Origin of the sequence: Pseudomonas sp. SCA2728.1_7 (assembly GCF_018138145.1) — a bacterium.
Lineage (GTDB): Bacteria > Pseudomonadota > Gammaproteobacteria > Pseudomonadales > Pseudomonadaceae > Aquipseudomonas > Aquipseudomonas koreensis_A.
In genome coordinates this window covers 6548079-6574194 of sequence record NZ_CP073104.1, presented here as the reverse complement: position 1 = coordinate 6574194, position 26116 = coordinate 6548079, and the positions used below count along the sequence as shown (strand labels likewise).

The following is a 26116-nucleotide window of genomic DNA, read 5'->3' as shown; positions in this document are numbered from 1 at the left end:
AAGAACGATGGAATTCGCTTTCTATTTCGCATCGGGTATCGCTGTTGTGTCCACGCTTCGCGTAGTCACCAACACCAATCCTGTGCACGCCCTGCTCTACCTGATCATCTCGTTGATCGCCGTGGCCATGACCTTCTTCGCACTCGGCGCACCGTTCGCCGGCGTGCTGGAAGTGATCGCCTACGCCGGCGCCATCATGGTGCTCTTCGTGTTCGTGGTGATGATGCTCAACCTCGGCCCGGCCTCGGTTCAGCAAGAACGCGTCTGGCTCAAGCCCGGCATCTGGGCCGGTCCGGTGATTCTCGCCGCGCTGCTGCTGGCCGAACTGCTGTATGTGCTGTTCGCTCACCAGAGCGGTCAGGCCATCGGCCACACCACCGTAGACGCGAAAGCCGTGGGCATCAGCCTGTTCGGCCCGTACCTGCTGGTGGTCGAACTCGCCTCGATGCTGCTGCTTGCTGCAGCCGTCACGGCGTTCCATTTGGGCCGTAACGAGGCGAAGGAGTAAGACATGCCTGCTATCCCTCTCGAACATGGATTGGCCGTTGCCGGCATCCTGTTCTGCCTTGGTCTGGTCGGCCTGATGGTCCGCCGCAACATTTTGTTCGTGTTGATGAGTCTGGAAGTGATGATGAACGCCTCTGCACTGGCGTTCATTGTTGCTGGCGCCCGTTGGGGCCAGCCGGATGGACAGATCATGTTCATCCTGGTGATCAGCCTTGCAGCCGCCGAGGCCAGTATTGGTCTGGCGATCCTGCTGCAACTGTATCGCCGCTTCCACACGCTCGATATCGACGCTGCCAGTGAGATGCGCGGATGAATCTTATCTTTCTGACTTTCGTATTCCCCCTGATCGGTTTCCTGCTGCTGTCGTTCTCCCGTGGACGCTGGTCGGAAAACCTCTCGGCGCTGATCGGCGTGGGTTCCATTGGCTTGTCGGCGATTGTCGCCGCCTACGTCATCTGGCAATTCAACGTCGCACCCCCCGAAGGCGGTCACTACACCCTGGTACTGTGGAAGTGGATGGCGGTCGAAGGCTTCAAGCCTGACTTCGCCCTCTACGTCGACGGCCTGTCGATCACCATGCTCGGCGTGGTTGTCGGTGTGGGTTTCCTGATCCACCTGTTCGCGTCCTGGTACATGCGCGGCGAAGCGGGCTACTCGCGCTTCTTCTCGTACACCAACCTGTTTATCGCCAGCATGCTGTTCCTGGTGCTCGGCGATAACCTGTTGTTCCTGTACTTCGGCTGGGAAGGCGTGGGCCTGTGCTCGTACCTGTTGATCGGTTTCTACTACAGCAACCGCAACAACGGTAACGCCGCACTCAAGGCCTTCATCGTGACCCGGATCGGCGACGTGTTCATGGCCATCGGCCTGTTCATCCTGTTCCAGCAAGTCGGCACGCTGAACATCCAGGAACTGCTGGTGCTGGCACCGCAGAAATTCCAGGTCGGCGACTTCTGGATCACCCTGGCGACCTTGATGCTGCTGGGTGGCGCGGTCGGTAAATCGGCACAACTGCCGCTGCAAACCTGGCTCGCGGACGCGATGGCTGGTCCGACCCCGGTGTCGGCACTGATCCACGCCGCGACCATGGTGACTGCCGGTGTCTACCTGATCGCCCGTACCCACGGTCTGTTCACCCTGGCACCGGAAATCCTCCACCTGGTCGGCATCGTTGGTGGTGTGACGCTGGTACTGGCCGGTTTCGCCGCGCTGGTCCAAACCGACATCAAACGTATCCTCGCCTACTCGACCATGAGCCAGATCGGCTACATGTTCCTGGCGTTGGGCGTTGGTGCATGGGATGGCGCGATTTTCCACCTGATGACCCACGCCTTCTTCAAGGCCTTGCTGTTCCTTGCTTCCGGTGCGGTGATCGTTGCCTGCCACCACGAGCAGAACATCTTCAAGATGGGCGGTCTGTGGAAGAAACTGCCGCTGGCCTACGCCAGCTTCATCGTTGGTGGTGCCGCCCTCGCTGCTCTGCCACTGGTCACCGCAGGCTTCTACTCCAAGGACGAAATCCTTTGGGAAGCGTTCGCCAGCGGCAACCACGGTCTGCTCTACGCAGGTCTGGTCGGCGCGTTCATGACGTCGCTGTACACCTTCCGCCTGATCTTCATCACGTTCCACGGTGAAGCCAAGACCGAAGCCCACGCCGGTCACGGCATCTCGCACTGGCTGCCACTGTCGGTGCTGATCGTACTGTCGACTTTCGTCGGTGCGATGATCGTGCCGCCGCTGCACGGCGTTCTGCCAGAAAGCGTTGGTCATGCCGGTGGCGAAGCCAAGCACAGCCTGGAAATCGCTTCGGGCGCCATTGCCCTGGCCGGTATCCTGCTGGCAGCGCTGCTGTTCCTCGGCAAGCGTCGCTTCGTCACGGCAGTCGCCAACAGCGGCATCGGCCGTTTCCTTTCGGCCTGGTGGTTCGCCGCCTGGGGCTTCGACTGGATCTACGACAAACTGTTCGTCAAGCCTTACCTGGCGATCAGCCACGTACTGCGCAAAGACCCGCTCGACCAGACCATCGGTCTGATCCCGCGTATGGCCAAGGGTGGTCACACTGCCCTGAGCCGCACCGAGACCGGTCAACTGCGTTGGTACGCTGCTTCGATGGCTGCTGGTGCCGTGCTGGTGATTGGCGCCATCGTGCTGGTAGCGGTCTGATATGAACCTTGCGAATTTGCGAAAGGAAACGAGCCCGTCATGATTCTGCCTTGGCTAATCCTGATCCCCTTCATCGGCGGCCTGCTGTGCTGGATGGGTGAGCGCTTCGGCGCTACCCTCCCGCGCTGGATTGCGCTGTTGACCATGACCCTGGAACTCGCCCTCGGCCTCTGGCTGTGGGCCCACGGTGACTATTCATTTGCCCCGGCGCCTGGCGCCGATCCGACCTGGGCGCTTGAGTTCAAGCATGTCTGGATCCAGCGCTTCGGCATCAACGTGCACCTGGCCCTCGACGGCCTGTCGCTGTTGATGATCCTGCTGACCGGCCTGCTGGGTATCCTCTCGGTACTCTGCTCGTGGAAAGAGATTCAACGTCACGTTGGCTTCTTCCACCTGAACCTGATGTGGATCCTGGGCGGCGTTGTCGGCGTGTTCCTCGCCCTCGACCTGTTCATGTTCTTCTTCTTCTGGGAAATGATGCTGGTGCCGATGTACTTCCTCATCGCGCTCTGGGGTCACAGTTCTTCGGACGGCAAGAAAACCCGGATCTACGCAGCGACCAAGTTCTTCATCTTCACTCAGGCTTCCGGCCTGATCATGCTGGTGGCGATCCTCGGTCTGGTGCTGGTCAACTTCAACAACACTGGCGTGATTACTTTCAACTACGCCGACCTGTTGAAAACCAAGATGTCGATGACCACCGAGTACATCCTGATGCTCGGCTTCTTCATCGCCTTCGCGGTCAAGCTGCCGGTCGTACCGTTCCACTCGTGGTTGCCTGATGCCCACGCCCAGGCGCCGACTGCCGGTTCCGTCGACCTCGCCGGTATCTTGCTGAAAACCGCTGCCTACGGTCTGCTGCGTTTCGCTCTGCCGCTGTTCCCGAACGCTTCGGCCGAGTTTGCGCCGATCGCCATGACCCTCGGTCTGATCGGGATCTTCTACGGTGCGTTCCTCGCTTTCGCACAAACCGACATCAAGCGTCTGATCGCCTTCTCGTCCGTTTCCCACATGGGTTTCGTGTTGATCGGCATCTACTCCGGCAGCCAACTGGCCCTGCAAGGTGCAGTGATCCAGATGTTGGCGCACGGTGTCTCGGCAGCCGCACTGTTTATCCTCAGCGGTCAGTTGTACGAGCGTCTGCACACGCGTGACATGCGTGAGATGGGCGGTCTGTGGTCGCGTATCGCTTACCTGCCGGCGATCAGCCTGTTCTTTGCAGCCGCGTCCTTGGGTCTGCCGGGTACCGGTAACTTTGTCGGTGAGTTCCTGATCCTGATCGGCTCCTTCGCAAGCTGGCCGTGGATCACTGCGATTGCCACCTCCGGTCTGGTGTTCGGTTCGGTCTACTCGCTGATCATGATCCACCGTGCCTACTTCGGTCCGTCGAAATCGGATTCGATCCTGCACGGCATGGACGCTCGCGAACTGATCATGGTGCTGGGCCTTGCGGTGCTGCTGGTTTACCTCGGCGTCTACCCGCAACCGTTCCTCGACACGTCTGCCGCCACGATGCATGGCGTGCAGCAGTGGCTCGGCACCGCCTTCACTCAACTCGCTTCGGCCCGGTAAGAGCGCTATGGAATTCACGATTCAACACTTTATTGCGCTTGCGCCACTGTTGATCACCAGCCTCACCATTATCGTGGTGATGCTGGCAATCGCCTGGCGCCGCAACCACTCGCAGACCTTCCTGATCTCGGTCGCCGGTCTGAACCTGGCCTTGCTGTCGATCCTCCCAGCCCTGAAAGTCGCGCCTCTGGCCGTGACCCCATTGCTGCAAATCGACACCTTCGCTTGCCTGTACATGGCGCTGATCCTGGTCGCCACACTCGCCTGCGTCACCCTCGCCCACGCCTATCTGGGCGATGGCGGTTCGGGTTACCCAGGCAACCGTGAAGAACTGTACCTGCTGATCCTGATGGCCGCCGCCGGTGGTCTGGTTCTGGTCAGCGCGCAGCACCTGGCCGGTTTGTTCATCGGTCTGGAACTGCTCTCGGTACCGGTTTACGGTCTGGTGGCTTACGCCTTCTTCAACAAGCGTTCGCTGGAAGCCGGCATCAAGTACATGGTGCTGTCGGCCGCCGGTTCCGCGTTCCTGTTGTTCGGTATGGCGCTGCTGTACGCCGACTCGGGTTCGCTGAGCTTCGTTGGTATCGGTCAGGCTCTGGCTGCGACTGGCCTGCCTAGCTCGCTGGCACAACTGGGCCTGGGCATGATGCTGATCGGTCTGGCGTTCAAGCTGTCGCTGGTACCGTTCCACCTGTGGACGCCGGACGTTTACGAAGGTGCTCCGGCACCGGTGGCGGCGTTCCTTGCGACCGCTTCCAAGGTTGCGGTGTTTGCGGTGATGGTGCGTCTGTTCCAGATCTCCCCTGCCGCGAGCAGTGGTGTACTGAGCGACGTGCTGACCGTAATCGCGATCGCCTCGATCCTGTTCGGTAACCTGTTGGCCCTGACCCAAAGCAACCTCAAGCGTCTGCTCGGTTACTCGTCCATCGCGCACTTCGGCTACCTGCTAATCGCCCTGGTGGCGAGCAAGGGTCTGGCGGTGGAAGCCATCGGCGTGTACCTGGTCACCTACGTGATCACGAGCCTCGGCGCCTTCGGCGTGATTACCCTGATGTCCTCGCCGTACAACGGCCGTGACGCGGACGCCCTGTACGAATACCGCGGCCTGTTCTGGCGCCGTCCGTACCTGACCGCCGTGCTGACCGTGATGATGCTGTCGCTGGCAGGTATCCCGCTGACCGCTGGCTTCATCGGCAAGTTCTACATCATCGCTACCGGTGTCGAATCGCACCAATGGTGGCTGGTCGGTTCCTTGGTACTGGGCAGCGCCATCGGCGTCTTCTACTACCTGCGCGTGATGGTCACCCTGTACCTGATCGAGCCAAACCTGCGTCGCCACGACGCCCAGCTGCACTGGGAACAGAAGGCAGGCGGCGTGATGCTGCTGGCCATCGCCCTGGTCGCGTTCTTCCTGGGTGTGTACCCGCAGCCATTGCTGACTCTGGTTCAGCAGGCGGGTCTGGCGGGCTGATAGCTTGGCTGGCTAGAAATGAAAACGGCACCTTCGGGTGCCGTTTTTGTTTTTGTGGGATCTTTTACCAATGCTATGCCCTTCCTACTGAAATCCCCGAAATCTCGCGCCCTACTGTTGGGTTCCTCCTACAGCCAGAATTTGGCTTTTTGCTTATCTTGTTCGACGTAAAAGACATCGATCCAAATCGAGTCCGTCTTCAGGAACGAGAAAATAAAACTCCAGCGGAAATCAGAAATGAACAACACAAATGGCCAATCAAAACCTGAGGACGCGACCAGACCGACACCTCCCCATAAACCTTCTGCTCCGGTTGTACGTCGCGTCGTGAACGAGAAAGTCATTAACCGTAAAGAAATAGCGCTGGATCGCAAGTAACGTAGAAGCACAAAAGTCTACTAGCTACGCAAAACGGCACCTTCGAGTGCCAGTTTCGTTTTGTAGAGTTACCGTCAAAAGATCACAGCCTTTAGGAGATGCCGAAGACTGAGGTCTTTTGATCTCAACGCCCTCCCCTTTTTAGGAATTTGCCTGCAAACCCCTGAGCAATGGCTGACATTCCGTAGAAGACATTTTTCGTTAAATTCGGGGATCATATATCAAGTGGAGATCCACGAACCATGAAGCGGGATATTTATTCAGAATTGATGAATGGCCTTGATGCGTTAGCCGAAGAACGCCAAGGCAAAATCACCTTGAAGAAGAACCGGGTAACACGGATCGGCGCCATGAAAGGCAAACTCATACTTCCCGCCGAAATTGATGCATCTGTATCACATGGCTTGCTGGATACCTTCGAAAGATAAAAGCCACATCCGCTCACATGCGATCTATCAGAATCATCCGGATTACTGTGGGAGCGAGCCTGCTCCGGGCGGCGTTCCGACGAAGGCGTCGGCACATCAACCCTCTTCAGAGCCTGGCACTCCGCTTTCGTCGGAACGCCGCCCGGAGCAAGCTCGCTCCCACAGGTTTGCGTGGCGCTCACTCAATCCATACAACCACATGACGAAATTGTAATTCCCTCATCACCTTGGCGTTATCCGCAGCTTGCAACGATGTCACCCGGCGACCATGCCGGCGGGCCCTGCCCCGTCGAACAATACGTTCCCGTCCTGCCGAACCCAAGGAGTGTTTGATGGTTAACCCTACAAAAATATCGATGGCTGCTTTAGCGGTGGTGGTCGGCGCCGGGCCGTCCACGGTGTTTGCTGAAGACAAGCCTGAAGGCTTTGTCGAAGGCAGCAGCCTGACAGTGCTCAACCGCAACTTCTACTTCAATCGTGATCATCGCAACGGCCAGTCCAACCCGACCGGCAACGGTTATTCCGAAGCCTGGGCGCACGCGGTGATAAGCAGGTTCGAATCCGGTTTTACTCAAGGCACCGTCGGCGTCGGGGTTGATGCGTTTGCGATGATCGGGCTGAAGCTCGACACCGGTGACGGCCGTAATGGCGGGCGCAGTTCGTTTGATGTGTTGCCGGTCAACAGTGACGGCGAGGCGCGGGACGAATACACCAAGGTGGGCGGTGCCGCGAAAATCCGGGCGTTCGATACGGTGATCAAGGTCGGTGATGTGTTCCCGGTCAACCCGATGGTCGCGGCCGGTGACTCGCGCTTGCTGCCGGAAAGTTTTCGCGGGGTGACGGCGAGCAACACCAGCATCGAAGGTCTGTCGGTGCAGGGCGGTCGATTGCATGCGATGAGCCAACCGGTGTCCAGCGACATGCGCGAGAACTTCGCCACGTTCTACGCAGGTCCAGTCAATTCGCCGTGGATCGCTTATGGCGGTGGCGATTATGCGCTGAACAAGAATCTCAGTTTCAGCCTGTACTCCAGTCGGCTCAAGGATGCCTGGAACCAGTACTACGCTGGTACCGCATGGACGTATCCGCTGTCGGACGACCTATCACTGTTCGGTGGCCTGAACTATTACAAAGCCGTCGACGAGGGAAAACAACTGCTCGGCGAATTCGACAACAACATCTGGAGCGGCCGCGTTGGCGTCAAGCTTGGTGCCCACTCCGTCGCCCTCTCCCGCCAGCGCAACAACGGTAATGACGACTTCGATTACCTGCGCCAGTCCGACTCGATATTCCTCGACAACTCGATCCAGTACAGCGACTTCAACTCGCCGAAAGAACGTTCGTGGATGGTGCGGTATGACCTCGACATGACGACCTATGGCGTGCCCGGTCTGTCATTCATGACCCGTTACGCACGCGGCACCGACGCCGATTATTCGAACGCCAACGCCGTGTACATACGCCGCGATGCCGAGGGTAATCCGCTGACCGATCAGAAACGTTGGGAGCGCGATATCGAAGTCAAATACGTGGTGCAAAGCGGTTCGATGAAAGACCTGTCGCTGCGCTTGCGCCAGGCCACAACTCGCGCCACGGCGTTCGAGTCGGATCTGGATGAAGTGCGGGTGATTGTCGAGTATCCGCTGGCGATTCTCTGATTGCGCGGTTGATGCAAATTCACCTTTAGAAGCTCCTTGCTCCTTTGGTAAGAGGTGAATCTTTTGGCGTCCTTCGGGCGCTTTTTTGCGCTGCGGTCGCGACATAATCAACCCGCTATCGAGACAACCTAGCGGGTAGCTGAAAGCCAAGCTTTAGCGTAAAGGCAGCATCAGGGTTATAGGGGAAATGTCGGGGCACGGAATGAATCCCGCGTACTTGATATAAAAGCTCGACAGCCGATCATTCAAGGGATGAACAATTATTGCGCTGGATCCGATCGACTGAGACGCGTTGAGGGCTCTTTCAATCGCATCTTGCAGTAAATCGACAGCGAAACCTTGGCCCTGAGCTTCGCGCGTTACCCCCATACGCCCCAATAGAGTTACCGGATGGACACTGGGCGAATTGCGTTGACTGCTTTTCGGCATGACGCTGGCACGGGCGACTGATCCGCTGGAGAGCGTGTAATAGGCCATCACATTCGACGTGCCTTTGAGGCAACTGACGTACACAACAGCCTGCTTGGTGGATTGGGCTTTTCGCGCCTTCCTCTGCAGGTAATGGTCAATGGTCACCTCACCAGAATCGAAAGCATTGAGCTCGTGTAGGTCGTTGAGCTTCTCGGGGGCGGTCAACTCCAACGTTTTGGACGTGCGAGCAGTTGGTGCAGGCATTCGTTACCTCGAGCCGGATTGGCTTCAATAGCCTGTTCGAATGCGTCAAATGCGCTGTCGTCGAGAAGGAACAGTCGTTTATCCAGAATCACCTCTTCAGCTTTTTGGCAGGCAGCTTCCAGGATAAAACTTGTGCGATCACGACCAGACATGGCGGCTGCCAAATCGATCAGATTACGTTTCTTTTCGTCCGCTCTCATGTTGATTGGAACGGGTTTGGATTTTTCAACGCTTTCAGTTGTGGACATTTGTTCTGTTTCCCATCTGGGTAGGTGATGTTGGAACTGGAGCCTCCTTATGGCGTTAGCACATCAGCTTTTGTTTACTTTTCATTTTCTGACTCCTTGAGTGGCCCGGAGAGGTTTAGGCCATGCTCTTAACGTGAGATCTAACGTTTGAGGTGCGAAGCCATGTGAGCAGCTTCGGAGTCGATTCTATACCGACCGTGTAGCTAATGCATATACGCGTATAGCTTTAAGATACACGGTCATTTTATTTAGTCTGGCGAGAAAGAGATCCTCGCCAAAGGACCTTTGCCTACGTCCTGACCTCCACGTTATCCAGCGCTTTGTTCACCGCCAGTTCGCCGAGCATGACGACCTGTGCAATACCGAGTAGCGTCTTGCGATGGGTGCCGTTCAGCAGTGCGGCGAAGTCGCCGAGCATCACCGTGGCCGAAGCCAGGGATTCGCTGGCGTTGGCCAGTAATGATTCGGTATCGGCTTTGGGATTGACCAGGAACATCTGGTTGGGGATGTACGGTGCGGACATGATGGCGACTGAGGGTTTGAGGTAGAAATCGAGGGCGCGGTCGGCGGCTTCGTGAAGTTTTTTAGTTTCGACGGAGGCGTAGGGGGATGTTGAGTTGGCGTCCGGGATGACGTCTGTTTCGGGGGGATTCGGGGTTGGCTTTTTCATAATGTTTTACTCAGCTTGAAGGTGGAGCTGGCCCTTTCGGTTCCACGCGAAAGGGTGGCAGCTGTACGCAGGTTGGAACCCGGGCAACTGAGCAAACCCGACAGACTCGAAGTCTCCCGCGCACAGCCGCCATAACGGAGTGCACACATGAAAGTGCGCAAGCATACGTCATGAACAGTGCGTTTTGCTTCAGTTGAGCCGCGGGGTTCCAATCCCGATCGCTGAATTGGCAGCGACCCACACAGGCTAGAGAGCGGACGTCCGACGGACAACCTGAAAACATTGTGGGAAGGTTCCGCACTTCCCACACAACACTTAAACATCACGAATTGAAATACAGAACGTGTAGGAGCTGCCGAAGGCTGCGATCTTTTGATTTTCAAGATCAAGATCAAAAGATCGCAGCCTTCGGCAGCTCCTACAGGGGACCGCGATTAGACGTTACAGATTCAGCTCCCGCCGTTTCGACACACGCCCATCACGTTGTACTTGATGGTGTTGAGCTGCCCCTTGGAATCCTCATAAGTCATGGCCGTTGGCACCACTTTGCACGCAGGCTGCGGCTTCACCACGCTCACCACTTTGACCACGTCCAGCTCCATTCCGTATTCGTAATCCTTCACCGCTGGCGGCGCTTTGCCCTGGTTGGCGGCGTACTGTTCCATGGCTTTGGCGTTGGCGCTGAGCGCACGTTCGAAAGTGCGGTCACCGCCACCTTCAGCCAGCACATTCACCGACATCGCCATGACAGCGGCGAAAGCGATCAACTTGAGTAATTTCATATTCATATCCATTTCCTTCCCGTCCGGGCGTAAAAAAAGCCCGGCATCGATGCGCGATAACGGGCTTGTTCAGGTGCAGCAGGCTTACAGATCGCGGGTTTTGTCGTCTTTCTTGTCAGTGACGACAACCGGGTTGCCGGCGGCTTTTTCCTTGGCGACGAACAGCTCCATGGAACGGTCGTTGTTGTTCATCATCCGTTCGAAAGTACGGTCACCGCCGCCTTCGGCCAGGGCCACGGAAGAGATCGCCAACGCCACAACAAAAGCACCCATCTGTACGATTTTCATCTTTGATTCCTCGTTTAAGTAACTGACGGGATCAAGGTAACAATCCGAACCTATCGTCACGGTGGCGGGGAAATTACATATCCGTTATCTCCCGGACACACTTCTGAAGTCGAACACAAAACCTGTAGGAGTGAGCCTGCTCGCGATAGCGGTGGGTCAGTCAATGTAGATCTGACTGATAGACCGCTATCGCGAGCAGGCTCACTCCTACAGAGGGGATTACCTATTTGGTTGGAACGGCGTCCTCATCCCGGCGATGGGCGAGTTGGTAGAGCGCCGGCAAGATCAGCAGCGTGAGGATCGTGGAGGACAGGATTCCGCCGATCACCACGGTTGCCAGTGGGCGTTGCACTTCAGCGCCGGTGCCGGTAGCCAGAGCCATCGGAATAAAGCCCAGCGACGCCACCAACGCCGTCATCAACACCGGCCGCAAACGCGTCAGAGCGCCTTCGTTGATCGCATCGGACAGCGACCGCCCCTCCTCACGCAAATTACGAATAAACGCAATCATCACCAAGCCGTTCAACACCGCCACCCCGGACAACGCGATAAACCCGACACCCGCCGAAATCGACAGCGGAATATCGCGCAGCCACAGCGCCATGACCCCACCGGTCAAGGCAAACGGAATCCCGGTAAACACCAGCAAGCCGTCCTTCAGGTTGTTGAACATCATGAACAACAACCCGAACACCAGCAGCAACGCCACCGGCACGACAATCTGCAAGCGCTTGGCCGCCGATTGCAGTTGCTCGAACTGCCCGCCCCAACTGGTCCAGTAACCGGCCGGCACTTGCACATCACGCTCGATCACCTCACCGGCCTCGCTGACAAATGAACCGATATCACGCCCACGCACGTTGGCGCTGACGATCACCAGACGCTTGCCGTTCTCGCGGCTGACCTGATTCGGCCCGAGCACCAGATCCAGACTGGCGACTTCTTGCAGCGCAATGAAACCGATCTGATTCGCCGAACCATTCACCGCAGGCACCGGAATCAGCAACGCCGACAGCCCATCGATGTCCTTGCGCATGGCATCGGACAAACGCACCACCATGTCGAAACGCCGGTCGCCCTCATACAACGTTCCGGCCTGCCGCCCGCCCACCGCGACCGCGATGGTGTCCTGCACATCACCGACGTTCAGCCCGTAACGCGCAGCCTTGTCGCGATCAATGTTGATGGTCAGTACCGGCAATCCGGTGGTTTGTTCGACCTTCACTTCCGAGGCGCCGTTAACCTTCTGCATCGCGGCGGCAATCTTCGCCGCTGTGGCATTGAGCACATCCATGTCATCGCCAAACACCTTCACTGCCACATCGCTACGCACACCAGAGATCAATTCGTTGAAGCGCAACTGGATCGGCTGCGAAAGTTCATAGTTGCTGCCCGGCAGCGTCGCGGCGGCCGCTTGCAGTTCCGCCATCAAGGTTTCACGGGACTTGCCCGGGTCCGGCCACTGCTCTTTCGGCTTGAGCATCACGTAGCTGTCGGAGATGTTCGGCGGCATCGGATCCGAGGCGATTTCGGCGGTGCCAGTGCGGGCAAACACGCGCTCGACTTCCGGCACTTTCGCCAAAATCAAGGTCTCCAACCTCTGCTGCATATCCACCGATTGCGTCAGGCTGGTGCCCGGTACACGCAACGCTTGCAGGGCAAAATCGCCCTCACTGAGGCTCGGCACAAATTCGCTGCCCATACGACTGGTGAGCACACCGCTGAGCACGATCACGCCCAACGCCACACCCACAGCGATTGCGCGATGGGACATCACCCACGCGAGCGCCGGCGCATAAACACGACGGGCGCCACGCATCACTGCGCCCTCTTCTTCCTTGACCTTGCCGGTCACGAACAGCGCAATCGCCGCCGGCACGAAGGTCACGGAAAGCAACATCGCGCCAAGCAAAGCGATGACCACAGTGAACGCCATCGGGTGGAACATTTTCCCTTCTACGCCGCTCAGGGCGAAGATCGGTAGGTACACGACCATGATGATCAACTGGCCGAAAATCAGCGGTCGTCGCGCCTCTTTCGCTGCGGCAAAGACTTCCTTGAAACGCTCGGCACGGGTCAACAATCGTCCGTGATGCTGCTGCGCATGGGCCAGTCGACGCAGGGTGTTTTCAACGATCACCACTGCGCCGTCGACGATGATGCCGAAGTCCAGCGCGCCGAGGCTCATCAGGTTGGCACTGACCTTGTTGCTGAACATCCCGGTGAAGGTGAACAGCATCGACAGCGGAATCACCATCGCGGTAATCAGCGCCGCGCGGATATTGCCGAGGAACAGGAACAGAATCGCGATGACCAGAATCGCGCCTTCGATCAGGTTCTTTTTCACCGTGGCAATGGCTTTGTCGACCAGGTGCGTACGGTCGTAAACCGGCACGGCGATCACCCCGACAGGCAGGGATTTATTGATCTGTTCAAGCTTGCTCGCGACTGCTTGCGACACCGTACGGCTGTTCTCGCCGATCAACATGAACACGGTGCCGAGCACCACTTCCCGCCCGTTTTCCGTGGCCGCGCCGCTGCGCAATTCACGGCCGATTTCCACTGTCGCGACGTTCTTCACGCGGATCGGCGTGCCGTCGACATTGGCCATGACGATGTTGGCGATGTCCTCGGTGCTCGCCACTTGCCCCGGCGCGCGGATCAGCAATTGTTCGCCGCTGCGCTCGATGTAGCCGGCGCCGACGTTGGCGTTGTTGCGCTCCAGCGCGGTGACCAGATCGGTGAGCGTCAGCTTGTACGCGGCCAGGCGTTTCGGGTCCGGCGCGATCTGATATTCCTTGGCGAAACCACCGATGGTGTTGATCTCGGCGACGCCGGGCACGTTGCGCAATTGCGGCTTGATGATCCAGTCCTGAATCACCCGCAGATCAGTCGGCGTGTACGGCGTGCCGTCGTCCTTCAGCGCGCCCTCCTTCGCCTCGACTGTCCACAAAAAGATCTCACCGAGACCGGTGGAAATCGGCCCCATCAACGCTTCCGCGCCTTCGGGCAATTGCTCCTTGGCGATCTGCAAACGTTCGTTGACCAATTGGCGGGCGAAGAACAGGTCAGTGCCGTCCTTGAAGATCACCGTGACCTGCGACAGCCCCGAGCGCGACAGCGAACGGGTCTGCTCCAGTGCCGGCAAACCGGCCATCGCGGTTTCAATCGGGAAAGTGATGCGTTGCTCGGTTTCCAGCGGCGAGAACCCGGCGGCGCCGGTGTTGATCTGCACCTGGACGTTGGTGATGTCGGGCACGGCGTCGATCGGCAGCTTTTGATAACTGGCAATGCCGAGGCCGGCCATAAGCAGAACGGCGAGCAGCACGATGATGCGTTGCTCGATGGCAAACTGGATCAGGCGTTCGAACATGAGGACCTTCCAGAATTAATGACTGTGCTCGGCTGAGGCTTTGCCCAGCTCCGACTTGAGGACGAAGCTGCCGGCGCTGGCGACTTGCGCGCCCGGTTCCAGCCCTTGAGTGATTTCCACATGGCCGGCGGCGCGGCTGCCCAGTTCAACCGCGCGCGCTTCGAAGCCATCGTCGGTACGCACGAACACCGTAGGTTTGTCCTCGACGGTCTGGATCGCGGTTTCCGGTACGGCAACCTTCGCTTCGCGACTGTCGGTCGCCACCAGCGCAGTGACGAACAGACCGGGGCGCCATGAACCTTGTGGGTTTTCCAGGGTGACGCGTACGGTTGCCGTGCGGGTCTGTTCGCCGAGCAAACTGCCAACGTAAGCCACGCTACCGGTGACTTCCGCGTTCAATTCCGGGGCGCTGACGGTGACCGCTTTGCCCACTTGCACCTTGTTCAGATCCTTCGGTGACACGCCGAACGTCACCCACACTCGCGACAGATCCGAGAGGGTGAACGCCGCTGTGCTTTCATCGACCACCTCGCCCGGCGTCAGGTGTTTTTCCACCACCACGCCGTCGAACGGTGCGCGCAACTCGTAGCGATTGCCGCCAGTGGCGACCACGCTGCCGCTGAGCACGCTGATCTTTTGCCGCGCATTGCTCACGGCGATTTCCGCCTCTTGCAACGCCTGGCGCGCCTGGAGGAAATCCTGCTCGGCGGAGATCTTGTCCTGCCAGAGTTTTTTCTCGCGTTCATAAGTGGTGCGCGCCAACGTCAAGCGACGCTGCGCGGCGGCCTGCTCGCTGCGTTGATCGGAGATCTGCTGACTGGCGATCACCGCCAGTAACTGGCCCTTCTTCACCGTTTGCCCGAGGTTGACCGCCACCGCCTCGACCACACCTGGCACGCGCGGTACGACGTGGGCGGTGCGGTCTTCGTCGAAGCGCACTTCGCCGGGGAACGGCAGGCCGAGGCTGAGGTTCTGCGCCTTTGCTTCGGCGAGTTGAATACCGGCAGCGGTGATCTGTTCGGCGCTCAATTCAATGTGTCCTTCTTCGCCATGTTCGCCTTCGGCAGCGGCGCCTTCTTCGGCGTGATCGGCGTGTTCAGCAGCCTCATCGGCGTGGGCGTCGATGCTTGAGTTGGCTGACCACTGCGAGCCTATGCCAATCCCCAACGCCAACGTCGCCACCGCGACAACCATCAGTTTTTTGTCCATGGAAACTCCTCTGCGCCATGCCATCGCGCAGTTGTCTGAAAAATGAAATTCAACGGCTGACGTTGAGGTCGCCAAAGATCCGTTCGATGCGTACGCGGGCGTCGGTGGCCTCGCTGACGGCCTGGATGTACTGGCTACGGGCGCTGATCAACGTGCGTTGCGCATCGAGTACATCGAGGAAGCCGAACTTGCCCATTTCGAAACCGCGGGTTGCGCTGTCGACCGCACTTTGCGCGGCGGGCAGGATGGTCTGGTTGAACGCGGTGACTTCGCCGTTGGCGGTCTGCCATTGCTCGAGACTGGTCTGGATTTCCGTGCGCAATCGCAGCTCGGTGGCGTTGCGCAGATCCCGCGCCTGATCAGTTCGGCGCGCTGCGGCGAGCACGTTGCCCTGATTGCGGTTGAACAGTGGAATCGGCATCGACAGGCCGACCACGTTGACCCGCTCGCGCTCGCGGTTTCGCTGTACTGACTGCCGATGCTCACGGTGAGGTCGGGGATGCGCTGGGACTTTTCCAGGCCCAATGACGCTTCGCGCTGATCGATCTGCAACTTGGCCAGACGCAGTTCGGCAGTCTCGTTCAGACGCTCGAGCAATCGTGTCGGTGGAGGAACGGCCGGCATGCTTTGCGTGGGTGCCTGCACCTTGGTCGACGTCGGCAACGGCGCGCCCATGACTTGCACCAATTGTTGGTATGCGGTGGCCTGGTCGCGTTCGGCGCGGCTCAGTTCCAGGCGCACTTCCGAGAGCTGCACTTGCGCCCGCGTGCCTTCGACCGGCGACGATTTACCCGCCTCGATCCGTCCTTGCGCCACGCGTACACCGTGCTCGGCCAGTTGCAGCGACTGTCGTGACAGCTGCAGACGTTGCTGCGCGGTTTGCGCGCTGTTGAACGCCTGAATGACATCGGCACGCAATGCATTGCGTTTGCGCTCCAGTTCGATGCCGGCAGCATCCTGCGCGCGACTGGCGACGTCGATCCGTGCGCCGCGTTTGCCGCCCAGTTCGATTGGCTGACTGAGCATTACCGTGGTCGTGCGCGACTCGCGGCGAGTGTCTTCGGCTTCCCACGACACTTCGGGGTTGGGGATCAGGCCGGCCTGTTGGCGGTCACCTTCGGCGATGCCGATTTCCCATTGCGCAGCGGCCAGTTCCGGGTTGCCGGCAAAGGCACTTTGCAGGGCTTGATCGAGGGTCAGGGGCGAGGCACTGGCCAGGCTCGCACTGGCCAACAAGAGCATGCCGCTGACGGCTTTTTGCAGGCGTGATCGCGCCGTCCGTTCAATTAAACCGGGCAATGGAAGACTTCCTTTATTGAAGAATCTTTGATGCCGCCACGGTAGGGTTTTGAACTTATCGACAAGGTGACTGAAACATTACAAATCCGTTATCCACGGTTTGCAGAAGTTGTTTTGCTCTAGGATGCGAAGTGCAAAGGGCATTGCCGTAATACACCGAAACAAATACACCGTAGTTATCCGCTGAACAGCACTTGCCGGAATCAAAGCCACGCAGATTTTGGCTTTTCTGCTGCGACAGACTGTCGCGAGTGGCCGATTTAAAGCCTTCACGCGTTGACTCTGTAGCCACTTCAGCCTTTACCGTGCACGCCTGCGCAGTGAGAAATCCCTGTAGGACATTACTTGCAAGACAGACAACGCCATCCGGAAGCCCCTACAAAAACAATAACTTTCCCGGCCACCTTAATTAAATATCCATTAAATAAAAGTGGTGATAGATCATGCGAATCCTTGTCGTCGAGGACGAGCTTAAAGCTGCCGAATACTTGCATCAGGGTTTGACCGAAAGTGGTTATGTCGTTGACCACGCCGCCACTGGCGCCGATGGTTTGCATCTGGCGCAACAGCAGGCCTATGACCTGATCATTCTCGACGTGAACCTGCCGGAACTCGACGGCTGGGGTGTGCTGGAACAGTTGCGTCGCACCCATTCGACGCGGGTGATGATGCTCACCGCGCGCGGGCGTCTGGCCGACAAGATTCGTGGCCTTGATCTGGGCGCCGATGATTATCTGGTCAAGCCGTTCGAGTTTCCCGAACTGCTGGCGCGGGTGCGCACATTGATGCGCCGTAGCGAAAACATCCCGGTGCCGCAGGTGTTGAAAGTGGCCGATCTGGAACTCGATCCGGGCCGCCATCGCGCGTTTCGCGGGCAACAGCGAATCGACCTGACCACCAAGGAATTCGCCCTGCTGCACCTGCTGATGCGCCAGTCCGGCGAAGTGCTGACGCGCACACAAATTATCTCGCTGGTGTGGGACATGAATTTCGATTGCGACACCAACGTGGTCGAAGTGTCGATCCGCCGTTTGCGGGCGAAGATCGACGACCCGTTCGACAGCAAACTGATTCACACCCTGCGCGGTGTCGGCTATGTGCTGGAGGCGCGGGAATGAAGCCCTCCAGCCTGTCGATGCGCCTCGGTTTGACGGTGAGTATTCTCGGCGCGCTGCTGGTGGTGTTTCTGGCGATCCTCGCCTATTTCGCTCTGACCCATGAACTGAACGCGCTATCTCGGGACAGCCTGGAAAAGAAGATGGCGCAGGTGGAGCACAGCCTGTCGCTGTACATCGATGCCAATGAAATCAGTGGCAAGCCGCATATTCTGCTCGATCAGGTGATGGGGCATGACAACCTGACGCTGACGATTTATGACCGCTTGAACCTGCGCTCGCCGCTGCTCAAATCCGGCAGTGGCTTGAGCGATCCACGGGTGGAATTGAAAGCGGTGCGGGCGACCACTGAGCAGCTGACTTACTCCGACAGCATCGATGCTGAAGGGGCGAAATTCCTCACGGTTTCCAAGCTGATTCGCCTGAAGGACGGCTCGAGTGTGCCGGTGCTGCTGTCGATGGACAACGCCCACGATCAGGCTTTGCTCAGCGCCTACCTGCGCTCGACGCTGATTGCCTTGCCGTTGCTGCTGGTATTCATCGGCCTGACGGCCTGGGGCGCGGTGCAGCGTGGGTTGGCGCCGCTGCGCGAGTTTCGCAAAGTGGCGGCGATGGTCTCGACCCAGGATCTGGAGCATCGGCTGTCGGTGGTGAACATGCCGCAGGAATTGAGCGAACTGGCGCAAGGCATCAACTTCATGCTGCATCGGCTGGATGCCGGGGTGCAGCAGTTGTCGCAGTTTTCCGATGATCTGGCGCATGAACTGCGCACACCGATCAACAATCTGATGGGCAAGGCGCAGGTCACGCTGTCGCGCGAGCGCTCGGTGGAGGAATACAAGGATGTGCTGGTGTCGTGCACCGAAGAACTGGAGCGCGTGGCGCGGATTGTCTCGGACATGTTGTTTCTCGCGCAGGTGAGTCATCCGTCAGCGCTGGCGCCGTTTGAAGCGGTGGCGCTGGAGGTTGAAGTGGCGAAGGTCGCGGAGATGTTTTCGTTGTCGGCGCAGGACAAGGATATTCATTTGAATGTGCTTGGCAGTGCCTCGGTGCTGGGCGACCGGTTGATGATTCAGCGGGCGATTTCGAATTTGCTGTCCAACGCACTGCGCCACTGCCCGAACGGGAAAACCGTGACGCTGCTGATTGAACAGAGTGCGACGCAGGCTTCCCTGCTGGTCAGTAACCCCGGCGCCGGGATTGAAGCGCAGCATTTGCCACATCTGTTCGACCGCTTCTACCGCGTCGACAGCAGCCGCTCACGCTCACAGGGCAGCACGGGGTTGGGGCTGGCGATCGTGCGCTCGATCATGAGCCTGCATCAGGGTGTGGCGGAGGTTAAGAGCTTGCCGGGGGCGATGACCGTGTTCCGGCTTGGGTTTCCTGCGGTGCCGCCAATGGCCCCTTCGCTTGCAGGCAAGCTCCCACAGTGATTTTCGGGGTACTCAGGTTTTGTGAACAACACTGAAACCTGTAGGCCTTCGCCTGCTCGCGATCGCGTTGGGTCCTGCAACATCTGCACTGCCTGATACTCAGCCTTCGCGAGCAGGCTCGCTCCCACAGAGACAGTAGTCATTCACAAAATATGTGGACGCCGCCAAAACCTGTGGGAGCTTGCCTGCAAGCGATGGCGGCGGGTCAGTCACATGTTTGTTATTTGACAAACCGCCATCGCGAGCAGGCTCGCTCCCACAGGGGCAGTAGTCATCCACAAAATGTGTGGACACCGCCAAAACCTGTGGGAGCTTGCCTGCAAGCGATGGCGGCCGGTCAGTCGGTATCTTTTTCGTCTGACACACCGCTATCGCGAGCAGGCTCACTCCTACAGGTTTGTGTGTCGTTCACAGATGCGGTGTACGCCGCAAACCTCTGTGGGAGCGAGCCTGCTCGCGAATACGGTAGATCAGGCAGCAAAAAAAAACGGCACCTTCCGGTGCCGTTCGCGTTTCACATTTCAGCTTTTACTTACGCGCATCCGCCCAGGATTTCAGCAGTTCGTTATAGCTCACGGTCTCGCCTTTCGGCTTCTCGTTCGCCAGTTTCGGCTTCGGTGCGCCCGGCTGATCAAACCAGTATTGCGCGTCGCGCTCCGGATTCATCTTCGGTGCACAAACAGCTTGGGCCTTGGAGCGTTCCAGACGCGTCATGATCGCGTCCTGGTCCTTGGCCAAACCATCGAGCGCCTGTTGCGGGGTCTTCTCGCCGCTGGCCGCTTCGGCGATGTGGCTCCACCACAGTTGCGCCAGACGCGGGTAGTCCGGCACATTGGTCCCGGTCGGGGTCCATTGCACGCGGGCCGGGCTGCGGTAGAACTCGACCAGACCACCGAGCTTCGGCGCCAGGTCGGTCATCGCTTGCGAGTTGATGTCCGACTCGCGAATCGGCGTCAGGCCGACGATGGTTTTCTTCAGCGACACGGTTTTCGAGGTGACGAACTGCGCGTACAGCCACGCTGCCAGCTTCTGCTTCTCAGGCGTGGATTTCATGAACGTCCACGAACCCACGTCCTGATAACCGAGCTTCATGCCCTCCTCCCAATACGGCCCGCGTGGCGATGGCGCCATGCGCCATTTCGGCGTGCCGTCGGCGTTGACCACTGGCAGGCCCGGTTTGGTCATGTCGGCGGTGAACGCGGTGTACCAGAAGATCTGCTGCGCAATGTTGCCCTGCGACGGCACCGGGCCGGACTCGGAGAAGGTCATGCCCGCCGCTTCCGGTGGCGCGTACTTCTTCAGCCAGTCGACATATTTGGTGGTGGCGAACACCGCCGCCGGGCCGTTGGTATCGCCGCCGCGAGTCACGCTGGAACCCACCGGGTGGCAGTCCTCGACACGAATCCCCCACTCGTCCACCGGCAAACCGTTGGGCAGTCCCTTGTCGCCGCCACCGGCCATGGAGAACCAGGCATCGGTGAAGCGCCAGCCCAGCGACGGGTCTTTCTTGCCGTAGTCCATGTGCCCGTAAACGCGTTTGCCGTCGATTTCCTTGACGTCTTCGCTGAAGAATTTGGCGATGTCTTCATAGGCTGACCAGTTCACCGGCACGCCCAATTCGTAGCCGTACTTTTCCTTGAACTTGGCTTTCAGATCCGCACGTTCGAACCAGTCAGCGCGGAACCAGTACAGGTTGGCGAATTGCTGGTCGGGCAGTTGATAGATCTTGCCGTCCGGCGCGGTGGTGAACGAGATGCCGATGAAGTCCTTGATGTCGAGGGTTGGCGAGGTGAAGTTCTTGCCTTCGTTGGCCATCAGGTCGGTGATCGATTCGGTCTTGCCGTAGCGAAAGTGCGTACCGATCAGGTCCGAGTCGTTGACCCAGCCGTCATAGATATTCTTGTCGGACTGCATCACCGTCTGCATTTTCTCGACCACGTCGCCTTCTTGCAGCAGGTCGTGGGTGAGCTTGATCCCGGTGATTTCGCTGAACGCCTTGGCGAGCACTTTCGACTCGTATTCGTGGGTGGTCAGGGTCTCGGAAACGACCTTGATGTCCATGCCGCGAAACGGCTCGGCCGCCTTGATGAACCACTTCAATTCTTCGAGTTGCTGATCGGCCGTCAGGGTCGACGGTTTGAATTCACTGCCGATCCATTTTTTCGCCGCGTCCTCGTAGGCATCGGCCCACGCGGCGGCGCTCAAACCGCTGAGTGCCAGCATGGCTGCCAATGAAATGCTATGTCGCAGCTTATTGTTTTTGTCGAACATAGAGACCTCCTGTTTAAGTTGTGGAGCCGCGTTGCCGAACGACTCGACTAGCCCCAACGCATCACAGCCAACAGCCACACCAGGGACAACGCGGACGCCACCCAGATGCTCCAGTCGGTGGCGCCGATCACCAGCAAATGCAGGTAGGCGCTGCCGAGAAGACCGATAAACAAACGATCACCACGGGTGGTGGCAATCGGCAGAAAACCTCGCCGCAGGATGCTCGGCGAACGCAATTCCCAAGTAGTCATGCCGACCAGAATCAGGCCGATGACGATGAAGAATGCTGCGGTAGGCGTGGTCCAGCTCATCCATTCCATCATCAGCTCCTCAGACCCGACCAAGGGCAAAGCCCTTGGCCACGTGGTTGCGAACAAACCAGATCACCAGCATGCCCGGCAGAATGGTCAACACCCCCGCCGCTGCCAACACGCCCCAGTCGATACCCGAAGCGGAAACCGTGCGCGTCATGACGGCGGCGATTGGCTTGGCGTTTACCGAGGTCAGCGTACGCGCGAGGAGCAGTTCGACCCAGGAAAACATGAAGCAGAAAAACGCCGTGACACCGATGCCCGAGCCAATCAACGGGATGAAAATCTTCACGAAGAACTTGGGGAAACTGTAGCCGTCGATGTAGGCGGTTTCGTCGATTTCCTTGGGCACCCCAGACATGAAACCTTCGAGAATCCACACCGCTAATGGCACGTTGAACAGGCAGTGCGCCAAGGCCACGGCGATGTGCGTATCGAACAGGCCAATCGACGAATACAGCTGGAAGAACGGCAGCAAGAACACCGCCGGTGGCGCCATGCGGTTGGTCAGCAGCCAGAAGAACAGGTGCTTGTCGCCGAGAAAGCGATAGCGCGAAAACGCATACGCCGCTGGCAGCGCCACGCTCAGCGAGATCACCGTGTTCAAACTCACGTAATACAGCGAGTTCAGATAACCGGTGTACCAGCTCGGATCGGTGAAGATCACCTTGTAGTTCGCCAGCGTGAAGTCCTGTGGGAAAAGTGTCAGGCCGCCGAGGATTTCGGTGTTGCTCTTGAACGACATGTTCAGCAGCCAGTAGATCGGCACCAGCAGGAACAGGATGTACACCAGCAGTGGAATAACTTTTTTCATAGGGGTAAGCCGTTTGCTCATGGCCGGGCCTCAGCGGTTGGCGTCGGAGTGCGTCATGGCGGTGTAGAACAGCCAGGACACCAACAGGATGATCAGGAAGTACACCAGCGAAAACGCCGCTGCCGGACCGAGGTCGAATTGCCCTACGGCCATCTGCGTCAACGTCTGACTCAAGAAGGTCGTGGCGTTACCCGGCCCGCCGCCGGTGAGCACGAACGGCTCGGTGTAGATCATGAAACTGTCCATGAAGCGCAGCATCACCGCGATCAGCAGCACGCTCTTCAGCTTGGGCAACTGAATGTGCCTGAACACCGCCCAGGCCGAGGCGCGGTCGATGCGCGCAGCCTGGTAATACACGTCGGGAATCGCGCGCAAACCGGAGAAGCACAGCAGCGCCACCAATGAAGTCCAGTGCCAGACGTCCATCACCAGCACCGTCACCCAGGCGTCCATGGTGTTGGCCGCATAGTTGTAACTGATGCCCATGGCGTTGAGGCTGGAACCAAGCAGACCAATGTCGGCACGGCCGAAGATCTGCCAAATGGTGCCGACTACGTTCCATGGGATCAGCAACGGAATCGCCAGGATGATCAGCACCACCGACGACCAGCGACCCTTGGTCGGCATGGTCAGCGCGACGGCAATACCCAAAGGAATTTCGATCAGCAACACGCAGGCCGAGTAGATGAACTGACGCAGCAACGAGTCATGCAGACGTGGATCGAGCAGCACTTGCTTGTACCAGTCGGCGCCGACGAAGTAGCGGCTGGACTGGTCGAAGATGTCCTGCACCGAGTAGTTGACCACGGTCATCATCGGGATCACCGCACTGAACGCCACCAGCAGGAACACCGGCAACACCAGCCACCAGGCCTTGTTGTTCTGCACCTTGTTCATGGCTGCACCTCGTCGTCGGCTTCGAGCAGAAACTCATCGGCATAGACCATCAGCCACTGCGCCGGGAAACTGATGTACGCGGTGCCCTGTGGCACCGGTTTGTCTTCGGCCAGACGTACTTTCAACGGGGCGCCGTCGAGGTCGAGGGTCATGATCTTGTAGGTGCCGAGGTCTTCGACGTGTACGACCCTGGCCTGCATCGCGTCATCAAACGGCTCGTCCCAGACATGAATAAACTCCGGACGGATGCCGACCTTCAGATTTTTCCATTGACCGTGTTCGATATGTCGCTGCATGGCGTCGGACAACGGCAGGTGCGTCGAGGCGAAACCAACACCGCCGGGCTGTGGCTGCACATCGATCAGGTTCATCCCGGGGCTGCCGATGAAATAGCCGACAAAGGTATGGCTCGGCCGCTCGAACAATTCCCGTGGCGTGCCGAACTGGACGATCTGGCCGCCGTACATCACCGCGATCTTGTCGGCGAAGGTCGAGGCCTCGAGTTGATCGTGGGTGACGTAGACCATGGTGATGTTGAACTGCTCGTGAATCTGTTTGAGCTTGCGTCGCAGCTTCCACTTCAGGTGCGGATCGATCACCGTCAGCGGCTCGTCGAACAGGATTGCGGAAACGTCGTCGCGCACCAGACCACGGCCCATCGAGACTTTCTGTTTTTCGTCGGCGGTGAGGTTGCGTGCCTTCTTGCTCAGGAGGTTTTGCAGGTCGAGAACTTCGGCAATTTCCTGCACCTTGCTGTGTACTTTCGCCTCGGCCATACCCTGATTGCGCAGGGGGAAAGCCAGGTTATCGAACACAGTCATGGTGTCGTAGACCACCGGGAACTGGAAAACCTGGGCGATGTTGCGCTTCTCCGGCGTCAGGTCGTTGACCGCTTTGCCGTCGAACAACACATGGCCCTGCGAAGGGCTGAGCAAACCGGAAATGATGTTGAGCAAGGTCGACTTGCCGCAACCCGACGGCCCGAGCAAGGCGTAGGCGCCGCCCTGCTCCCAGACGTGATCCATCTCGCGAATCGCGTAATCCTCGGCGCCGCTCGGGGTTTTGCTGTAGCTGTGGGCGAGGTGCTGCAAACGGATTTCGGCCATCAGGCAACCCTCGCGACACGCCGGCCCGGTGCTTGCACCAGACGGCCCTGCGCATCGAAAACGAACAGTTTGTGGGTCGGGATGTAAATGCGGATCGGCGCATCGACGTCGTATTCGTGAACGCCGGGCAGGTGCAGCACCAGCAGGAAATGCTCGTTGCGCACGTGCAGGAAGGTTTCCGAACCGCTGATCTCGGCGACTTCGACGGTCACTGCCAATTCCAGATCGTCATCGTTGCTCGGGACCAGCGAGATATGGCTGGGGCGCACGCCAAAACGAAACTCGCCCTCGCCCACCGGGCGCAGATCGACGTTTAACGGAAAGTGCACGAAGTTGGCGAAACTGACTTCGTTACCGGCAATGCGCCCGGGCATCAGGTTGATCGGCGGCTCGGAGAACAGTTCGGCGGCGAGCACGGTTTGCGGCTGGTGATAGACCGAAGTCGACGGGCCGCTCTGGATCACCCGGCCTTCGTGAAGAATGGTCGTGGTGCCGCCGAGTGCCAGCGCTTCGTTGGGCTCGGTGGTGGCGTAAATGGCGATGGTGTGGCGCGCCTTGAACAGCTCGCGCATTTCCTGGCGCAGCTCTTCGCGCAGTTTGTAATCGAGGTTGACCAGCGGCTCATCGAAGAGGATCAGCTCAGCATCCTTGACCAGTGCGCGGGCCATGGCCGTGCGTTGCTGTTGGCCACCAGAGAGTTCCAGCGGATAGCGCTGCAGAAACTTCTCGATGCGCAGCATCTTCGCGGTTTCCTGCACTTTGCTGTGGATGATCTCTTTCGAGACACCGGCCTGACGCAAGGGCGAGGCGATGTTCTCGAACACGGTCATGGTCGGGTAGTTGATGAACTGCTGATAGACCATCGACACGTTGCGCAGACGCACCGGGCGTTGGGTGACGTCGACGCCGTTCATCAGGATGCGGCCGCTGTCAGGTTTGTCCAGACCAGCCATTAAACGCATGAGGCTGGTTTTGCCGGACAGCGTACGGCCGAGCAAAACGTTGAACGAACCGGGTTCGAATTTCAGGCACGCATCGTCGATCCAGGTCTGGCCCTCGACGGTACGGCTGACGTGCTCCAGGGTGAGTGACATGGCTCGGCCTTTTTATTATTGGAGTCAAGCGACCTGTGCACGGGAGCGAGTTTCGTGCCAGAAATGGCAAGTGGTTGATTTGGCGTGAAAATCGTTGAAAGCGTGGGGAACAGGCGTTCATTGCTGAACACATTTGAACAACCGGACGATTGACAATGAACAATAGTGAACAACACTCTATAAGCGCTTTTTCACCGATCTTGAAGGCGATAGAGATCCCCTGTGGGAGCGAGCCTGCTCGCGAAAGCGGTGTGTCAGTCGATGCAATTGTGTCTGATAGACCGCTTTCGCGAGCAGGCTCGCTCCCACATGGGGATCTGTGTTTTGTTCACGATTCGGGTTCATAACAACAAT

General features: G+C 58.6%; 21 protein-coding genes and 2 pseudogenes. 9 read left to right on the top strand and 14 right to left on the bottom strand.

What is annotated here, in order from left to right; all coding sequences use genetic code 11:
- Positions 1-7 precede the first annotated feature (7 nt).
- The 7 genes and pseudogenes from nuoJ (at position 8) to KBP52_RS29335 (ending at position 8177) form a co-directional block, all read left to right on the top strand.
- Complete coding sequence (gene nuoJ / locus KBP52_RS29365) at positions 8-508, top strand: NADH-quinone oxidoreductase subunit J (protein ID WP_007920176.1); 501 nt, start codon at positions 8-10, stop codon at positions 506-508.
- Positions 509-511: 3 nt separating this feature from the next.
- The gene (gene nuoK, locus KBP52_RS29360) at positions 512-820 is read left to right on the top strand and encodes an NADH-quinone oxidoreductase subunit NuoK (protein WP_003223790.1); all 309 of its coding nucleotides are present in this window, start codon (positions 512-514) and stop codon (positions 818-820) included.
- Positions 817-2670: an NADH-quinone oxidoreductase subunit L gene (gene nuoL / locus KBP52_RS29355; protein WP_034155128.1), complete on the top strand. Its 1854-nt coding sequence runs from the start codon at positions 817-819 to the stop codon at positions 2668-2670. Before nuoK ends, nuoL begins: the two co-directional genes overlap by 4 nt.
- Positions 2671-2709: 39 nt before the next feature.
- Positions 2710-4242 (top strand): NADH-quinone oxidoreductase subunit M, encoded by a 1533-nt coding sequence (gene nuoM / locus KBP52_RS29350; protein ID WP_016986254.1) that lies wholly within the window; start codon positions 2710-2712, stop codon positions 4240-4242.
- 7 nt (positions 4243-4249) lie between these two features.
- The gene (gene nuoN, locus KBP52_RS29345) at positions 4250-5713 is read left to right on the top strand and encodes an NADH-quinone oxidoreductase subunit NuoN (protein WP_007920173.1); all 1464 of its coding nucleotides are present in this window, start codon (positions 4250-4252) and stop codon (positions 5711-5713) included.
- A gap of 620 nt (positions 5714-6333) precedes the next feature.
- Positions 6334-6426 (top strand): annotated as a pseudogene (locus tag KBP52_RS30625) (transcriptional regulator); the annotation flags it as partial.
- A gap of 425 nt (positions 6427-6851) precedes the next feature.
- Complete coding sequence (locus KBP52_RS29335; RefSeq protein WP_212621547.1) at positions 6852-8177, top strand: OprD family porin; 1326 nt, start codon at positions 6852-6854, stop codon at positions 8175-8177.
- Positions 8178-8330: 153 nt separating this feature from the next.
- Here the strand turns inward: KBP52_RS29335 and KBP52_RS29330 are convergent, their stop codons facing one another.
- The 8 genes and pseudogenes from KBP52_RS29330 to KBP52_RS29295 all read right to left on the bottom strand — a co-directional run bounded on the left by KBP52_RS29330 (position 8331) and on the right by KBP52_RS29295 (position 16721).
- Positions 8331-8852, bottom strand: coding sequence for a hypothetical protein (locus KBP52_RS29330; RefSeq protein WP_160058629.1), 522 nt, complete (start codon positions 8850-8852; stop codon positions 8331-8333).
- The gene (locus tag KBP52_RS29325) at positions 8810-9100 is read right to left on the bottom strand and encodes a DUF1778 domain-containing protein (RefSeq protein WP_041073246.1); all 291 of its coding nucleotides are present in this window, start codon (positions 9098-9100) and stop codon (positions 8810-8812) included. Before KBP52_RS29325 ends, KBP52_RS29330 begins: the two co-directional genes overlap by 43 nt.
- Positions 9101-9389: 289 nt before the next feature.
- On the bottom strand, positions 9390-9770 hold the full coding sequence (locus KBP52_RS29320; RefSeq protein WP_212621546.1) for a DUF6124 family protein: 381 nt from the start codon (positions 9768-9770) through the stop codon (positions 9390-9392).
- A gap of 449 nt (positions 9771-10219) precedes the next feature.
- Complete coding sequence (locus tag KBP52_RS29315; RefSeq protein WP_212623176.1) at positions 10220-10552, bottom strand: DUF2790 domain-containing protein; 333 nt, start codon at positions 10550-10552, stop codon at positions 10220-10222.
- Between the two features lie 84 nt (positions 10553-10636).
- Positions 10637-10840 carry a co-regulatory protein PtrA N-terminal domain-containing protein gene (locus KBP52_RS29310; protein ID WP_212621545.1) on the bottom strand — a complete coding sequence of 68 codons (204 nt, stop codon included), beginning with the start codon at positions 10838-10840 and terminating at the stop codon, positions 10637-10639.
- Positions 10841-11063: 223 nt separating this feature from the next.
- The gene (locus tag KBP52_RS29305; RefSeq protein WP_212621544.1) at positions 11064-14213 is read right to left on the bottom strand and encodes a CusA/CzcA family heavy metal efflux RND transporter; all 3150 of its coding nucleotides are present in this window, start codon (positions 14211-14213) and stop codon (positions 11064-11066) included.
- Positions 14214-14228: 15 nt separating this feature from the next.
- Complete coding sequence (locus KBP52_RS29300) at positions 14229-15422, bottom strand: efflux RND transporter periplasmic adaptor subunit (protein WP_212621543.1); 1194 nt, start codon at positions 15420-15422, stop codon at positions 14229-14231.
- A 49-nt stretch (positions 15423-15471) separates the two neighbouring features.
- Positions 15472-16721, bottom strand: a pseudogene (locus KBP52_RS29295) (TolC family protein).
- Positions 16722-17164: 443 nt separating this feature from the next.
- Between KBP52_RS29295 and KBP52_RS29290 the strand changes: the two are divergent.
- Positions 17165-17839 (top strand): heavy metal response regulator transcription factor, encoded by a 675-nt coding sequence (locus tag KBP52_RS29290; RefSeq protein WP_095048087.1) that lies wholly within the window; start codon positions 17165-17167, stop codon positions 17837-17839.
- The gene (locus tag KBP52_RS29285) at positions 17836-19269 is read left to right on the top strand and encodes a heavy metal sensor histidine kinase (RefSeq protein ID WP_212621542.1); all 1434 of its coding nucleotides are present in this window, start codon (positions 17836-17838) and stop codon (positions 19267-19269) included. The genes KBP52_RS29290 and KBP52_RS29285 overlap by 4 nt, the downstream gene beginning before the upstream one ends.
- 528 nt (positions 19270-19797) lie before the next feature.
- On the opposite strand, the gene KBP52_RS29280 is transcribed toward KBP52_RS29285, so the two are convergent.
- The 6 genes from KBP52_RS29280 to KBP52_RS29255 are packed head-to-tail and all read right to left on the bottom strand — an operon-like array spanning position 19798 to position 25762.
- Positions 19798-21540: an ABC transporter substrate-binding protein gene (locus KBP52_RS29280; RefSeq protein WP_212621541.1), complete on the bottom strand. Its 1743-nt coding sequence runs from the start codon at positions 21538-21540 to the stop codon at positions 19798-19800.
- 47 nt (positions 21541-21587) lie between these two features.
- A complete protein-coding gene (locus KBP52_RS29275) occupies positions 21588-21860 on the bottom strand; it encodes a DUF2160 domain-containing protein (RefSeq protein WP_007912485.1) in 273 nt (90 codons plus the stop codon).
- Positions 21861-21870: 10 nt separating this feature from the next.
- Positions 21871-22686, bottom strand: coding sequence for a carbohydrate ABC transporter permease (locus KBP52_RS29270; RefSeq protein WP_077573635.1), 816 nt, complete (start codon positions 22684-22686; stop codon positions 21871-21873).
- Between the two features lie 9 nt (positions 22687-22695).
- Positions 22696-23562: a sugar ABC transporter permease gene (locus KBP52_RS29265; RefSeq protein WP_007912484.1), complete on the bottom strand. Its 867-nt coding sequence runs from the start codon at positions 23560-23562 to the stop codon at positions 22696-22698.
- Complete coding sequence (locus tag KBP52_RS29260) at positions 23559-24668, bottom strand: ABC transporter ATP-binding protein (protein ID WP_108225644.1); 1110 nt, start codon at positions 24666-24668, stop codon at positions 23559-23561. The genes KBP52_RS29265 and KBP52_RS29260 overlap by 4 nt, the downstream gene beginning before the upstream one ends.
- Positions 24668-25762 (bottom strand): ABC transporter ATP-binding protein, encoded by a 1095-nt coding sequence (locus tag KBP52_RS29255; RefSeq protein WP_007912480.1) that lies wholly within the window; start codon positions 25760-25762, stop codon positions 24668-24670. The genes KBP52_RS29260 and KBP52_RS29255 overlap by 1 nt, the downstream gene beginning before the upstream one ends.
- Positions 25763-26116 lie beyond the last annotated feature (354 nt).

Excerpts from the sequence above, each read along its gene's own strand:
- nuoJ (WP_007920176.1), top strand. The coding sequence starts at position 8 with ATGGAATTCGCTTTCTATTTCGCATCGGGTATCGCTGTTGTGTCCACG.
- nuoK (WP_003223790.1), top strand. The coding sequence starts at position 512 with ATGCCTGCTATCCCTCTCGAACATGGATTGGCCGTTGCCGGCATCCTG.
- nuoL (WP_034155128.1), top strand. The coding sequence starts at position 817 with ATGAATCTTATCTTTCTGACTTTCGTATTCCCCCTGATCGGTTTCCTG.
- nuoM (WP_016986254.1), top strand. The coding sequence starts at position 2,710 with ATGATTCTGCCTTGGCTAATCCTGATCCCCTTCATCGGCGGCCTGCTG.
- nuoN (WP_007920173.1), top strand. The coding sequence starts at position 4,250 with ATGGAATTCACGATTCAACACTTTATTGCGCTTGCGCCACTGTTGATC.
- KBP52_RS29335 (WP_212621547.1), top strand. The coding sequence starts at position 6,852 with ATGGTTAACCCTACAAAAATATCGATGGCTGCTTTAGCGGTGGTGGTC.
- KBP52_RS29330 (WP_160058629.1), bottom strand. The coding sequence starts at position 8,852 with ATGCCTGCACCAACTGCTCGCACGTCCAAAACGTTGGAGTTGACCGCC.
- KBP52_RS29325 (WP_041073246.1), bottom strand. The coding sequence starts at position 9,100 with ATGTCCACAACTGAAAGCGTTGAAAAATCCAAACCCGTTCCAATCAAC.
- KBP52_RS29320 (WP_212621546.1), bottom strand. The coding sequence starts at position 9,770 with ATGAAAAAGCCAACCCCGAATCCCCCCGAAACAGACGTCATCCCGGAC.
- KBP52_RS29315 (WP_212623176.1), bottom strand. The coding sequence starts at position 10,552 with ATGAAATTACTCAAGTTGATCGCTTTCGCCGCTGTCATGGCGATGTCG.
- KBP52_RS29310 (WP_212621545.1), bottom strand. The coding sequence starts at position 10,840 with ATGAAAATCGTACAGATGGGTGCTTTTGTTGTGGCGTTGGCGATCTCT.
- KBP52_RS29305 (WP_212621544.1), bottom strand. The coding sequence starts at position 14,213 with ATGTTCGAACGCCTGATCCAGTTTGCCATCGAGCAACGCATCATCGTG.
- KBP52_RS29300 (WP_212621543.1), bottom strand. The coding sequence starts at position 15,422 with ATGGACAAAAAACTGATGGTTGTCGCGGTGGCGACGTTGGCGTTGGGG.
- KBP52_RS29290 (WP_095048087.1), top strand. The coding sequence starts at position 17,165 with ATGCGAATCCTTGTCGTCGAGGACGAGCTTAAAGCTGCCGAATACTTG.
- KBP52_RS29285 (WP_212621542.1), top strand. The coding sequence starts at position 17,836 with ATGAAGCCCTCCAGCCTGTCGATGCGCCTCGGTTTGACGGTGAGTATT.
- KBP52_RS29280 (WP_212621541.1), bottom strand. The coding sequence starts at position 21,540 with ATGTTCGACAAAAACAATAAGCTGCGACATAGCATTTCATTGGCAGCC.
- KBP52_RS29275 (WP_007912485.1), bottom strand. The coding sequence starts at position 21,860 with ATGGAATGGATGAGCTGGACCACGCCTACCGCAGCATTCTTCATCGTC.
- KBP52_RS29270 (WP_077573635.1), bottom strand. The coding sequence starts at position 22,686 with ATGAGCAAACGGCTTACCCCTATGAAAAAAGTTATTCCACTGCTGGTG.
- KBP52_RS29265 (WP_007912484.1), bottom strand. The coding sequence starts at position 23,562 with ATGAACAAGGTGCAGAACAACAAGGCCTGGTGGCTGGTGTTGCCGGTG.
- KBP52_RS29260 (WP_108225644.1), bottom strand. The coding sequence starts at position 24,668 with ATGGCCGAAATCCGTTTGCAGCACCTCGCCCACAGCTACAGCAAAACC.
- KBP52_RS29255 (WP_007912480.1), bottom strand. The coding sequence starts at position 25,762 with ATGTCACTCACCCTGGAGCACGTCAGCCGTACCGTCGAGGGCCAGACC.